The organism is Candidatus Methylomirabilota bacterium, from assembly GCA_028870115.1.
Taxonomy (GTDB): Bacteria; Methylomirabilota; Methylomirabilia; order Methylomirabilales; family Methylomirabilaceae; genus Methylomirabilis.
This window is the reverse complement of the sequence record JAGWQH010000028.1, coordinates 31354-44011: the sequence shown is the minus strand read 5'-3', so window position 1 is coordinate 44011 and position 12658 is coordinate 31354. Positions and strand designations below refer to the sequence as shown.

Annotated in this window: 13 protein-coding genes; all 13 read right to left on the bottom strand. The window is 60.1% G+C overall.

Annotated elements, in window-relative coordinates; all coding sequences use genetic code 11:
* Positions 1-2 precede the first annotated feature (2 nt).
* The 13 genes from lptB to KGL31_02490 all read right to left on the bottom strand — a co-directional run bounded on the left by lptB (position 3) and on the right by KGL31_02490 (position 12656).
* Positions 3-740, bottom strand: coding sequence for an LPS export ABC transporter ATP-binding protein (lptB, locus tag KGL31_02550; GenBank protein MDE2320786.1), 738 nt, complete (start codon positions 738-740; stop codon positions 3-5).
* A gap of 17 nt (positions 741-757) precedes the next feature.
* Positions 758-1321: an OstA-like protein gene (locus tag KGL31_02545; protein MDE2320785.1), complete on the bottom strand. Its 564-nt coding sequence runs from the start codon at positions 1319-1321 to the stop codon at positions 758-760.
* A complete protein-coding gene (gene lptC, locus KGL31_02540) occupies positions 1318-1929 on the bottom strand; it encodes an LPS export ABC transporter periplasmic protein LptC (GenBank protein MDE2320784.1) in 612 nt (203 codons plus the stop codon). The genes KGL31_02545 and lptC overlap by 4 nt, the downstream gene beginning before the upstream one ends.
* 307 nt (positions 1930-2236) lie before the next feature.
* Positions 2237-2482 (bottom strand): hypothetical protein, encoded by a 246-nt coding sequence (locus tag KGL31_02535; GenBank protein ID MDE2320783.1) that lies wholly within the window; start codon positions 2480-2482, stop codon positions 2237-2239.
* A gap of 147 nt (positions 2483-2629) precedes the next feature.
* The gene (locus KGL31_02530; GenBank protein ID MDE2320782.1) at positions 2630-3079 is read right to left on the bottom strand and encodes a HEPN domain-containing protein; all 450 of its coding nucleotides are present in this window, start codon (positions 3077-3079) and stop codon (positions 2630-2632) included.
* The gene (locus tag KGL31_02525; protein ID MDE2320781.1) at positions 3069-3548 is read right to left on the bottom strand and encodes a hypothetical protein; all 480 of its coding nucleotides are present in this window, start codon (positions 3546-3548) and stop codon (positions 3069-3071) included. The genes KGL31_02530 and KGL31_02525 overlap by 11 nt, the downstream gene beginning before the upstream one ends.
* A gap of 266 nt (positions 3549-3814) precedes the next feature.
* Entirely contained in the window at positions 3815-4369 is a 555-nt protein-coding gene (locus KGL31_02520) for a dCTP deaminase (GenBank protein ID MDE2320780.1), read from the bottom strand.
* A gap of 143 nt (positions 4370-4512) precedes the next feature.
* A complete protein-coding gene (locus KGL31_02515) occupies positions 4513-7308 on the bottom strand; it encodes an ATP-binding protein (protein MDE2320779.1) in 2796 nt (931 codons plus the stop codon).
* A gap of 10 nt (positions 7309-7318) precedes the next feature.
* On the bottom strand, positions 7319-8269 hold the full coding sequence (locus tag KGL31_02510; GenBank protein ID MDE2320778.1) for a hypothetical protein: 951 nt from the start codon (positions 8267-8269) through the stop codon (positions 7319-7321).
* The gene (locus KGL31_02505) at positions 8266-8466 is read right to left on the bottom strand and encodes a DUF2283 domain-containing protein (protein MDE2320777.1); all 201 of its coding nucleotides are present in this window, start codon (positions 8464-8466) and stop codon (positions 8266-8268) included. The genes KGL31_02510 and KGL31_02505 overlap by 4 nt, the downstream gene beginning before the upstream one ends.
* Positions 8463-8657, bottom strand: coding sequence for a hypothetical protein (locus tag KGL31_02500; GenBank protein MDE2320776.1), 195 nt, complete (start codon positions 8655-8657; stop codon positions 8463-8465). Before KGL31_02500 ends, KGL31_02505 begins: the two co-directional genes overlap by 4 nt.
* An 85-nt stretch (positions 8658-8742) precedes the next feature.
* Positions 8743-12054: a DUF1156 domain-containing protein gene (locus KGL31_02495; GenBank protein ID MDE2320775.1), complete on the bottom strand. Its 3312-nt coding sequence runs from the start codon at positions 12052-12054 to the stop codon at positions 8743-8745.
* The gene (locus KGL31_02490) at positions 12051-12656 is read right to left on the bottom strand and encodes a hypothetical protein (GenBank protein MDE2320774.1); all 606 of its coding nucleotides are present in this window, start codon (positions 12654-12656) and stop codon (positions 12051-12053) included. Before KGL31_02490 ends, KGL31_02495 begins: the two co-directional genes overlap by 4 nt.
* Between the last annotated feature and the right edge of the window lie 2 nt (positions 12657-12658).

Here is a 12658-nt window from a genome sequence, read left to right as displayed (position 1 = left end):
CCTTACAGGCTGAACCGTTCGCCCAGGTAGATCTCCCTGGCGCGCTCGTCGGATGCCAACTCTTGGGCTGTTCCGGAGACTAATACCTTGCCTTCGTAGATCAGATACGCGCGATCTACGATCTGCAAGGTCTCCCGCACATTGTGATCGGTTATCAGGACCCCCACACCCTTCTGCTTGAGCCGAGCGATAATGGCCTGAATATCGGCTATCGCAATGGGATCAATGCCCGCGAACGGCTCGTCCAGCAGCATGAAATCCGGGGAGGTCACCAAGGCTCGAGTGATCTCCGCTCTGCGACGCTCGCCACCTGAGAGCGTGTAGGCCTTGCTCTTGGCAAGGTGGGTGAGATCCAACTCCTGGAGGAGGCTCTCAAGCCGTTTCCGTCGCTCCTCTTCTGACAGGTCCAGAATCTCCAGGATCGCCATTACGTTCTGTTCTACTGTCAGCTTGCGGAAGATCGAGGGCTCCTGCGGGAGAAACCCTAAGCCCTTGCGGGCTCGCTTGTACACCGGAAGGTCGGTGACATCTTCCCCATTCAACATGACATGGCCGCGATCCGGCTTTAACAGCCCAAGAACCATGTAGAAGGTCGTCGTCTTCCCGGCGCCGTTGGGCCCCAGCAGGCCAACCACCTCTCCGGCTTCGAGACTGATACTGACGCCGGTTACGACTGTTCGACCCTTAAACGACTTGACAAGGTTGTCTGCTCGGAGGGTCCGTTGGTTCGACGGGCTCACCACAGGTCCATCCCGGTTCAGGATCCCCCCTGCGTCGTTGCCGGTTTGTCAGTCTTATCGGGCGCTTGCGGCTCAGATCGCGCCGCCCCATCGGCCTTGGGATAGAGGATCGCCGTTACGCGCTTCGAGGGATCGCCTTCGACGACCGCCCTGTCCTCCTTCGAGAAAATCGTCATCTTCGTTCCGGTAATAAGATCGTTATCCTGCCATGCCCTGGGATTCCCTGTCAGGACTGCCTTATCTTCATCAGGAAACAGCTCGAGTCGATCCGCGGTGATCCTTTTCTCCTTAATGGTGACCCTGACGTTGCCGGTGGCGATCCCCTTTTGGATCCGCTCCATCTTCTCATCGAAGAGGAACTCCATTTTATCAGCCAGCACAACCATACTTCGATCCTTATCGTCAGCCATCACGTTCCCGGCATAGACCGCAGTATGAAGCTTCCGGTTCACCTCCAGGCGATCCGAGGTAATCGTCACAGGATTCTTGGCTTGCTGCTGCTCCTGGGCGAACCCGAAACCGACCGGTAAGACCAGATTCACCAGTACAACGACGGCGCAGATCCAACCGCGGTAGCTCACTGAGCTCCTCGGTTTCGCGCACCAGAACCGGCTTTCGTCTTCAGCTCAGCGCTACCGGGAGCCACATGCGATCGCACCCGACTTAAAAACCTCGCGCGTTCAAGATCGGTCTCCGCCTCCATTCCCACGCCCCAACTCGTCAGGCCGCCCCTGACCATCGTCACGGGCAATCGAGTGAACACTCGACGATCCTTGGCCGACCAGTCCAGGGACTGGGTCTGCAGACTGTTGCCCTGCTCCGAAGTCGCCGTCACATTACCTTCCAAACGGATATCTTTCGTCCGCATATTCACCCGGGCGCTATCGGACCAGGTCGTCAATTTGCTATGCTCTGAATAGAGCACTACGGTCACCGGATTAGCGACCTTCACCACCTTCGCGACATCTCCCTTTTCAAAGATCTCACCGCGATCGCCCCACACCTCCCAGAGCGTCTTGCCATCCTTCGTTTCTACCAGATGGAATTTGGTGATCTTGACGTCTGCTGTGGAGCCTGATTTTTCCTCACCGGATGCCGGTGACGCACCGACGATCGACTCAAAAGCACACGTAGCGGTTACCGATATCACTACGATCCACGTTATCCATATACACCGAGTCGTTCGCATTCCTACTTTCCTATAACATAAAGTGGAGATGATGTAAAGAGACGCGGAGGGGGTGAAGCGATACGGATAGGCAGAGTAGCGAGAGCCACTACATTTCACATATAACGTAACGAGGCTCACCGCCGGGGGCAACAAGCGGAATGAACTAACGACCGATGGGAGAACTCCAGGACTTCTTTTACCGATCAGACATTACTTTCTTCGGGTACTCCGACAAGTTAAGCTTCACCTCCCCAATTGTACCTTTACATGCTATTGCGTTGGCCATTCAATGTTGATGCCCAACACGTGGAATCATGTATGATAATTATAATACCGGCTGGGGGGGGTAACCCCCCCCAGCAGCGGGTGGTATTTTCCCACCGATAAGGCAACCGACCAACTCTTCCCCGATGATTAACCCGAAGCCGTTCACATAGAGCCGCTTCATCTCCGGCTTCTCGGGGTCGATTCGGTCACCAAGGCCTAACAATGTTCCTACTTCTTCTTCGTCGCCTTCTTTGGTGCTGCCTTTTTCTTCGCTGCCATTGAGGTTCTCACCTCCTTTCCTCATTAAGGCCTCTGACACGGCCGATCGAGGCTAACAACCTTTCCCGCCCTTTTTTCCCGTTTTCGGCGCCGCCTTCTTTGGTGCTGGCTTCTTCGCTGCCATACAGTCCCTCACCCCCTTTCTACGCCACCGGTTTTCTGGTCGGTCTCGCTACAAGAACGCTAACTGTGGATTTTTCTGACGCGCAAGCTCCACCAGCCTCTCAATTAAGACCTGCGAATCTTTAAGCGCTCCCTCAACCTCGTATCGAGGAATCGGCGTCTGCGGTTCCTCCATAAGGTCCTGTCGCTTACGACGCATGCGATCGAAACCGTTGACGAGCGCTCGTCCTTCTTCACCCAATATCTCTCCAATTAATATGACGAATGTTCTCGCCTGATCACGACCCTTTGCTCGCCACCCTTCAGCCATCACCAACGCCTTCGCCGCTCTCAGCATCGCCTGATAGGCAATGATATATGCCCACTCCTTATCAATATTTATATTTGCTCCAGCGGTCGCTAAATCTTTCGACGCCCGCACGAGCAGCATCGAGACCTGGCGGAAGTCGGGCCTAATTTCCTCAACCAGCCCCCGTTCTCGAAGTTCCTCATAGGCCATCGTCCGTTCCGATCAGGATTGACTTTCGACCTTTCAGAACTTCAGCCAGAAACGGGTCATCCTCTGTCTTTCTCCGCTGATATTCGGCCTCATCAAACACAAGGTAGTTAATCTCACGATTCAAGCGGCTCTCCAGCACTCTTATTGCCTCATTAAGCTCATTCAAATCGACTTGACCGATCACCATTAATCGCACAGGACCGAGGCCCTCCTCGCCCTCCCGCTGGTCTGCCCCATATACCATGGCCCTCTGGATTCCTTTGATCCTTCTGAGCCCTTCTCGGAGGCTCGCATAGATGCCAGTGGTCTTCGCGATAATTCCCCTGATCTCAGTGTATAGGGGCGACGCTTTATTGACCCGGTAGTACCGAAGATTTCCAACCTTTTCACTAGCCAACAAACCAGCCCTTTCCAAGTTGTCCAACTCTCGCTTAATCCCAGAGATATCCCGCCCAAGGTGTCGCGCCAACTCTCTCACATAAAAGCGCTTATCCAACCTAGTAAAAAAAAGGGTGAGAAGACTTACACGTACTTCTGACGAAAACAACCGAATTAACAACAGCCCACCTCATCGTTGTTGATATTTTTACAACGACTGTTCCTTCCATGTCAACAGAAATCGTACAAAAAAATAATTATTTTTTATTTGAGCTGAGGCTAAAAAGATTACATACGTTGGCTGTTGTCAGTGCGACTTCAGCAGTTACTGTAGCGAAGGGGAACGCGAAACGGCGCTTAAATTCTTGGCAGCGTAATATCGTGCTGGGCCTGATATTTCCCTTTCTTATCGCCGTATGACACGAGGCATGGCTCATCGCTCTCAAAAAAAATCACCTGAGCGATCCCTTCGTTGGCATAGATCTTGGCGGGGAGTGGTGTGGTGTTACTGATCTCGAGGGTGGCAAACCCCTCCCACTCCGGCTCGAACGGGGTGACATTTAAAATGATTCCGCAGCGTGCGTATGAGCTTTTCCCGAGACAGACGGTCAAGACGTTACGAGGAATCCTGAAATACTCGATGGTTCTGGCCAAGGCGAATGAGTTGGGCGGGACAATGCAGACATCGCCCTTGAAGTCGACGAACGACCGCTCGTCGAAGCACTTTGGGTCCACGATGGTCGTATTGACATTGGTAAAGATCTTGAACTCGTCTGCGACCCGGATATCGTATCCATATGAAGACAAACCGTAAGAGATGACCCCATCCCGAATCTGCCGCTCCTCGAACGGGGCAATCATCTGATGCTCCACCGCCATCCGCTTAATCCACTTGTCTGATTTGATGGACATATGACATCCTCCCGCGAAACACCACGTCTCTATTTTTGCGGATCACGTACTTATGACCCCGGATGAATTGAAGGGTCAAGCAGATATATCGCAATAGCCTGCAGCCTGACAAGAGAAAAGCTATTAAACTTGTTGAGCCGCTTCTATTCGATTCGCACCAGATCGGCCAGTCCGAGTTCTTGCAGGATCTGCCGTAGCTCCGATGCCAAGCTGCCGGCGCTGGTCGCGTTGACCGTGGCCGAGAACTCCACGCCAACCTTGAGGTCGGCACCAGACCGAAGCCTCGGCAGGATTTTTGTCCCGAGGCGGTTCCAGACTTCGGGAGGAATGGTGCCCACAAGACGGATAGTCTTCACCTGGATGTCCGGTACTGACTCGGGCCTATGCGCGTCGAGTGGCTCAGGGGATACAATATCCTCTGGGCTGGGTTGGGGCTTGGGCTCCGGCGTGAGCTTTGGTGACGCACCCGACTTCAGCGCCTCCGCCACGACCTTTCTCAGTAGGAACATACCAGCCTCGAAGGCGACCTCGTCCGGCGCCACAAGCTCATGGAACCATACCCGCTCGTAGGTGCCGCCTGCCTGCGCCGCGCCCGACGCGGCAGGCAGGTTGGCTCCCTGCCCCGACGCGAGCCCGAACTCGCCGCGGCTGACGAACTCGACGATCCTGCCGCGCAGGATTGCGTCGGGATCGACGAGGCGCGTGAGCGAGCCGTTGAGGAAGCTCTGCCGCAGGCTTGCAAGCGGCCACACCCCTGACTCCTTGAGCGCCGGGGGCCAATTGCGCTCAATGTAGCTGGCGCCGACGGACTCGTTCAGCAGCGCCTCGGACTTGAGCGCCTCGATGACTCGGCCACACTGCGTCTTGCCGCTGGAAGAGTGCCCCGCGCCCAGGTCGATGACCTTGAGACCGTCTGTCTCCTGCCCGTCCGCGACGACGGCGAAGCGGTAGTCGCCCCAGACGCCGTCTTTGGCGGCCTCCTCTGCGTCCTTGACCTTCGACTGGAGCTCTGCCCGATTGATCTTGTCGAAGTCGCCGCCGAGCGTTCCGTCGGTGACTTCCCGTGCCACCCGCTTCCATGCGAGCCACAACTCGATCTTCTCCCGCAGATCGCGGCCGGGCTTCTTGAGGCACCAGACGAGGGCGCCCGGGTAGAGCCGTGGCGACTTGCCGCGCTGACGTGTCCATTCGGCAATCTGCGCACGCAGCGACCCACCGCCAGACCACTCCACCTCGGGATCGGCAACCACAAGGCTCAGCCTGGGCGTGTCCGGGATTTCCGCTCCTTCGCCAGGGAATGGCACAACGAGAATACTCGCCCCTCGCCGGAACTCGTCATCGACAAGCTTCCGCATAGCAGGCTTGACCTCTGTCTCTTCGTCCAGTGACGCACGCCGGTCGCTCACCACCTTTTTCATCGTGGGCAGGTAGCCGATCCGGAAACCGTCCGAGCCCGCCTTGCGGATGAAGTAGGAGCGATCCTCGAGTGCCAACGCGGCGTTGTCGATTGACGTTGTGTCCAATTCGGGCTCGCCGAGGGCGAAGCGCAGCTCGGGTAGATGCGCGACCTTGTCGGACTGCCCGCCCGACGACTCAAAGAGAATAGCGGTACCGACGCGGCGGTGAATGTCCCGAAATGGTCCCTTGGTGTCGGCGTCAAGCACTTTTGTGTGCGCCTGCTCGCCGGCGATGTCTGCATCGATGGCGGCAACGAGACGCGACTCGCCCAGTTGACCCAGCACCACACTTCGGAATCCCGGCTCGGCGAGCGGTGCCGAGCCGAGCGTGATGAGCGGCTCGGTGCGCGCCTTGCAGTAGGCGTCCTGCGCGGCGATCGAAATCCACTGGGCCAGCATCGCCAGAGTACCGCGCGTCTGCTGGTACTGCGGCAGCGCCTGCCACTTGCGCTGGAACACCGACAGCGTCGCCGGATGGAACGGGTAGCAAGTCTCAAAGCGATGTCGCAGGAACTCCCGCGCCTTGGCCTCGGTCGCGGCCGTGTCGACCGCCGTCCATTCAGGTGGGAGCTGCGCCCGTCGCTCGAAGCACCAATCGCCGAAGGCCTTGGCGACGTTTTTCCGGATCTTCTCGCTGCCCAGATCTTGGAAGAGCCGCCGCCGGACGACCTCGCTGATCTCGGTCTCGTCGTTGGCGATCAAATCCTTGGCGACGCGCCGCACGACCTTCGAGATCCGCTCTTGCCACTCCTGGTCCCACTCGGTCATCTCGACCTGACTGCGCGGCAGGCTGATCATCGCAGCGCCGTGAGTCGTGCCTGTCGTCGCAACGGTCAGGTTCTGAATGAAGGCGTGGAACGACTCGGCGCTCCCGCGATGGCGGTTCATGAAGTTGAGCACCTCATCAAAGAGTAGGAGCACCGGCGCCGCGGCGGCCTGGAAGACTCGCGCAATCGCCTCAGTCCCGGGCGGTGTAGTCAGTGCCGCCTGGCCGAGCGCCTCGACGCCCTTATCGCCCGCGAGCTGCCTGGCAATGTCGATCCATGGCGTCTCGCGGCCCGGCCGCGGATCCCAGGCGTTGCCCACGAAGACGGCGACACGCGCCTCCGGAACCGAAGAGAGCCCAGCCTCCCTCAGTAAGTCGGAGACGCCGCTGAACCCGGCTGCCTTGTCCCCGCTCTTGGCGAGGTGATAGACCGCCGTCAGCGTATGCGTCTTGCCCCCGCCGAACTGCGTGATGAGCGTGAGCACCGGCGCAGTGTTCTCGGTCTTGCCCGAGAGTCGGCGCAGGACCATCCCGGCGTGCTCACGCAGCGCCCGCGTGAAGCAGGTGCGGGCGAAAAACTGGGCCGGGTCGCGGTAGTCCTCCGGCGCGGTCCCGGCCACGACCTGCTCGAGGGCAATGGCGAACTCGTCCGGGTTGAACGAGCGACCTTCACGGACTTCCTTGCGCGGTGTGGCGACCTTGTACCACGGCTCCATTCCGATCCTCCTACGGTCTCTGCATGCGTGTAAATAACTCGATTGCCCGTTGCTTCAGCCGCACAAGGTTTGCGTAGGCCACGGGCTCGAAGTTACGCTCTCCATCGTACAGCCGATAGCGAATGCCGTCAGTCACGATCACGTCGCGGCGCACGCCGAGCGCCTCCACGTACCCTTTGGCCTGTTCAAGTGCGCCTTCGACGCCCGCGCCCAAGCGCTTCGCCTCGATCACGAGGTGACAGTTCTCCGGCGTTCGCGGCAGCGCCCGGAACACCGCCACGTCGATGCGATGCCACTGAATGGCGATCTGCTCCGGCGGCCAGCCGAGCGCACGCAAGAACGGTACGACGAAGTGCGCGATCAACTCGTCCTCGCTCGGGTGCTCGCCGAAGGCTTGGCCGTCCTGAAGCAGCGGTACGAGATCGGCCGCCTGGGCGACTATCCCCTGTAGAGTGACTGGTACTTCATCGAACGGCGGCTCCTCGGCGGGCAGCTCCGGAAGAGGCGCCGTCTGCCAGTGTGTCGGTGGGGACTTGAGGAACCGTTCCGCAAAGTCCACGATCTCCTCGTTCCACACCCGCGAGCAGCGCGGCGGGTTGGCGCCGAACACAGCGCTTCCGAAGGCGTGCTCCTCGGGAAGACGGCACCAGCGGACGCGCCTGGCATGCTGCAGGTCCCAGCCGTTTACATCATCGAAGGCATTCACATAGAGGTACTCGCCCGCCACGAGGCCAACAGCAGCGATCGTGGCGAGGCCGGTGCGCAGTAGGAACGCGTCCCCGGCTTTTATCTCGCTCGCAAAGCGCCGCACGAAGCCGCCCTCGAACTCATCGTCGTCGCGCTCGGGCGCCCATGCTCCGGCGTCCCCCGGGCCGATCAGGCCGACGCCGTACTTCAAGAAGACATCCGCATACGGCCGGGTGGATTGGCCACCGGCCAATTGCCAGATTGCCTGCTTCATGCCGTAGTCTGAAATTCTATCTTCCGCGCCTCCGTAACCCGCTTCGAAGCATCGAGGACCTCGAGAGAGACAAGATTTCCCTGCTCGTCGTAGTCCAGGATCACACCCGGTTTGTCCTCGTCGCTCTCGGCAACCAGTACGTTCTCCTTTAGGATGACGCTCAGTGTGTCCGTCCTCTGGTCATAGGTGACTTTCATGGCTCGTTCCTCCAGTATTTGCTGATCCTACTCGTCCGGTAGACCGTTACCACCTCAGCCGGGCTGCAATCCACGTCCACGAAGATGCGGATCAAATACGTCTTACCGGCCAGCACAGCCCTGGATTGTAGCACTTCGCGCCCAGGACGAACCGGCAACCGTTGCTCGGGTTCGCCCAACACCCGCCGCAAAATCTCATCAGCGACGCCTCGACGCTCCATCTCGAAGGCAGCATGCGGCGTTACGATGTAATTAACGATCGGCTCAGCCATCGTTTCATCTCGGGACCGCCAAGAGCATCGCATCAAGAAGCCGCTTCTCTTCGCTCCCATTCGGATAGAGCGCAGAGAAGGCGTTCGCCAGCCGCAGGAAGTCTGGGCCGCGCTCCTGCTCGGCCTTGAGGAGCGCGCGCAGGGCGTTCGTGCGGCCGCCAGCCTGCAACAGCATCGCCGCGTGGACGCGGTCGAGGATCGTGGCCTCGCGGTCTGTCTTGAGCGCCTCGTCGGAGACATCAAGGCTGACCCTCTTACCTCCCTTGCCACGCCCCTTCATCTTCGTGGGGGTACCGGCCGCCAACTCCGGGAAGAGAGCGAGCTGCGTGACGCTACTGGAAGGCATTTCCTCCAACTGTTCAGCAGCGGCCTGAACGCCATCGTCTCCGAAAAGAATCCTCCCGCGTTCCGCTATCGAAAACAGGCGCACGACTCCCTTTTTCGTCTCGATGATTCGGCCCTCCCACTTGGGTAGGTCGATTCCCAGCGGCTGGGCAAACCGTCGCACGACATCGAACACGAGCGTATATCCTTTCGCCTTTCCCTCCGGCTCCCCGCCTTCTTCGTCATCCTCAATGTCTTCCGCTACCTCCTCGATTACGTCCTCACTTTTACCTTTTTCCTTTTCACTTTTTCCTTGATCAGTGCTCTGGAGCGTCCACAGGAAGAGTGCCGTGAGCCGCGCGTCTTCCTCGACGGCGCCGGCCGCACCGTTGCGGGCTTTGGCCTCAGCGGTGCCGAGCACCTGAGCAAGAGCGCTACGGCCGACGACCTCCCAGACCTTCTCCAGGTACTCGGCGAGCGTGACCTCGCGCCCGTCGGCGGTCTCGACCTTGGTATAGCGACTGAAGATCTCGAGGGCGGGGCCAATACAGGCGAAGACAAGATCGGCACCACGAACGCCTTCACCCTGCAGGCGCTCCATCCAGTCGCCAACGCGGTTCGGCAGCTCACGCAGCACGTCGGCCCAGTCGCCGACCACCGCGTCGTCCGCACGCGGGCGGCAGACGAGATGAACGCTCGTTCCAAGCGAGGCCGTATTCTGGGCGTTGGTCCGAACCGATCGCTCGGTCACGATTGGCCATGAGGCACGAATCATCCACCCGCCATTGATCATTCCCGAGAGTAAAGCCTCCCATCCTTCTGTAGTCTTGTGCGCGAACACGACACAAGCAATGGCGTGGGCGCCAACTACGCGCCGTGCCTCCGCAAGACATTCCCGTGCCTTCGCCTCAAAGAAGTCGGAGGTCTTCGGGTGGCCGTTCACGGAGTGCGCAGTGTTCCATACGCACTCCTGCTCTTTGGGAGCGGACCCATCTCCTCCATTGAGGCTGGAGAATCTCCTCATGCTTGGTGAACTACTTAGCCACCCGATGAAGAAGTCTGAGAGGTCAGCGTACGGGACAGCGTCGTAGTAGGGCGGGTCCGTAAATACCATCCCCGCCGATTCCGTCGGTAACGGCAGGGATCCGGCGTCGGCTTGATTGACCGATCCTGGGGTCTTGACAGCCACGGCCATGGCGTCAACAACCTTCGCGATCCACTCGACCGCAGCGAGGTAGTTTGCGCTCTCGCTGGCGATGGGAACACTCTCAACAAAGTCCCACACCATTTGAATGGCTTGCCTCGGGAACGTGTGTCCGACGGCCTCGATTCCAGGAATCCACGCAATGTGGGCTGATGACTGATCCGCACATCGCCCCAGAGCCAAGAACAAGCAATCCTGGAGCACCTCGGCGACATCGGATCCTGATAGCTGCTTGATCAGTCGGGCGAGCGTTCCCAATGAGAGCCGCTGACGTGGCGAGAACAAGTCACGAAACGTGGTTGCGCCATAGCGCGTCGGGGCGGTTACGCCTCGGGCGTTCGGAGAAGGGCGCGCTGGGTTCAGCCGAATCGCTAGTCCTGTCGGTTCCACCGCACCGATTGCGAGCGACGCTCTCCAAAGCGCGAGATAGTCCTGTGCGATTGGGCCTCGATACTCGCGTTCATCCGTGGACGTAGATCGCTGCACAATCGCAAGTAACCTCGCCCCTCCAACCCTCGCGCCGGTGGGATCGAAGAGAACGCTCGCACCTGCCTGCTGGGCCGTTAGTTGGGCCTGCACTCGAGCCGGGGCCAGAACGGAACTGCATGAGATGCACGTGGCTCTTGCTTTGAAGACCGTACCAGGCGATACGTCTTGCTCCGCCTTCGGCTCAAAGACCTCGAATTCCACACTCGGCGCCTCACCAGCGCGCCGCACGACCCGGTGCTTGAGTGCGCGCCTGCGCTTCGCCTTCTTGCACAACCAGAACGAGCGCACGAGGGGGATCTCGGCGCCGCAGTTCGGTGACTCGCAGCGCACGGTCCGCGCCCAGAGATAGGCGATGGGCTGCTCCTCGATTTCCTGAAACTTCCGTTCGAGCCACTCGCGCCCGCTCCCAGACTTGAAATAGTTCTCCCTGGCGATCGCGGCATCTCGACTGGTGAGTGCCTCGAAGTACCAGAGAGCCACGGGCAGGCGAGTCGAAGTCCAATCAACCATCCCACCTTCGTGTTCTTTGAAGCGGCGTTCGAGATTGTCGGTGTGACCTTTGTAGAAGCTGCCATCCGAGCACTTCAGGACATAGGCATAGAACTTTCCGGGTTCTGGCGCCGGCGGGGTCCTTCGCCTGCCTGCCGGCAGGCAGGGATAGAAATCGGCCAGCTCCTTCTCCGCCTGCTGCTTGATCTCCGCCCCGACGCGGCGCAGCTCCTGGGCGAGCTTCGGCCCGTGGCGCGGGATGTCCTCGAGCATCACCTTGAGGATGAGGCAGGCGACAGGATTCAGATCGCTTGCGAACGCCTCGCACCCGAGCCGCAGCGCCTCGAGCGGGATCGAGCCCCCGCCTGCGAACGGGTCCACGACCAGCGGCGGCTCGTACGCCGCCTGCCTGCCGGAGCCCGGCGCAGGCAGGTGCGCGGCCTTCACCAGCGCGCGACTTACCTCTAAGTAGTTGCGGTTCGCGGCGAGGTCCCAGTTCGCGAAGTCTGCGATGAACTTGAGCAGCGCCTTGCGCAGGTCCTCATCCGTCGGCCCGACCTTGCCCTGGACCTGTGGCAGCAGCTCCCGCGCCTGTTCCTTGAACGCTTCCGGGCACAACGGATCACACGGGTCCGGCCACAGCAGCGCGAGCAGCACCGCCCGGCTCGACGCCAGCGGCCGGCGCGCCCACCACAGGTGCAGCGTGCTCGGATGCCCGTGCCGGATCGACTTCTCCCGCGCCGCATGCCGCGACACCTCGGCAATCGGAAAATCCACCTCCGCCAGCCGCTTGCAGTCCTTCGGAATCATGCCGCGCCTTCGATGAGTCGCTTCAGACAGCGCAACGCCCGCTTCAAGCTGTCCGCCCTGCCGGCCGCCACGTCCGGCCGCCAATCCCTCGAAGCAAACTCGATGAGCCGGGACGAGTAAGCAGGTCCGACCTGCCGGCCGCTTCCAGGCCGAGGTACCATGTCTTCTCGGATGTCCCTGCGGCGCGAGGCTCGCGCCAGGTTGACCATGGTGGTCTTTGGATCGTCCAGGGCTTCAGGATCAGGGGGAAGCTTCCTGCGCGCCACACCAAGGAATTGCGCGAGGCGTTCGCGATCGGCAAGGAGCCAGGCTTCGACCTCGCGCACGGCGACGCGAAAGCAGAGATATGGCGCCGGCTGAGGCAGCCATGCGATGCGTAGCGGAGGCGCGCAGTCATGATCGCGGTCGAGGTCCACGAGGACGATCCAGGGCATCCGTTGCGCGGCGTTATTGTAGCTGGCGATCTTTTGCCGCAGGAACGATTTGCCCTGCCTGCCGTACACGTCTCCGGGCGTGGCGTCTGCGTGGGCGATGAGCTTACGCACCACCGCTTCGTCCACGATTCCCTCTACCGCCGCTGAGATCACGGTGCCGCCCGCCATCT

What these genes read in the sequence shown, in the direction of transcription:
- lptC (MDE2320784.1), bottom strand. Translation starts at nt 1,929, where the DNA reads ATGCGAACGACTCGGTGTATATGGATAACGTGGATCGTAGTGATATCG.
- KGL31_02535 (MDE2320783.1), bottom strand. Translation starts at nt 2,482, where the DNA reads ATGAGGAAAGGAGGTGAGAACCTCAATGGCAGCGAAGAAAAAGGCAGC.
- KGL31_02530 (MDE2320782.1), bottom strand. Translation starts at nt 3,079, where the DNA reads ATGGCCTATGAGGAACTTCGAGAACGGGGGCTGGTTGAGGAAATTAGG.
- KGL31_02520 (MDE2320780.1), bottom strand. Translation starts at nt 4,369, where the DNA reads ATGTCCATCAAATCAGACAAGTGGATTAAGCGGATGGCGGTGGAGCAT.
- KGL31_02515 (MDE2320779.1), bottom strand. Translation starts at nt 7,308, where the DNA reads ATGGAGCCGTGGTACAAGGTCGCCACACCGCGCAAGGAAGTCCGTGAA.
- KGL31_02510 (MDE2320778.1), bottom strand. Translation starts at nt 8,269, where the DNA reads ATGAAGCAGGCAATCTGGCAATTGGCCGGTGGCCAATCCACCCGGCCG.
- KGL31_02505 (MDE2320777.1), bottom strand. Translation starts at nt 8,466, where the DNA reads ATGAAAGTCACCTATGACCAGAGGACGGACACACTGAGCGTCATCCTA.
- KGL31_02495 (MDE2320775.1), bottom strand. Translation starts at nt 12,054, where the DNA reads ATGATTCCGAAGGACTGCAAGCGGCTGGCGGAGGTGGATTTTCCGATT.
- KGL31_02490 (MDE2320774.1), bottom strand. Translation starts at nt 12,656, where the DNA reads ATGGCGGGCGGCACCGTGATCTCAGCGGCGGTAGAGGGAATCGTGGAC.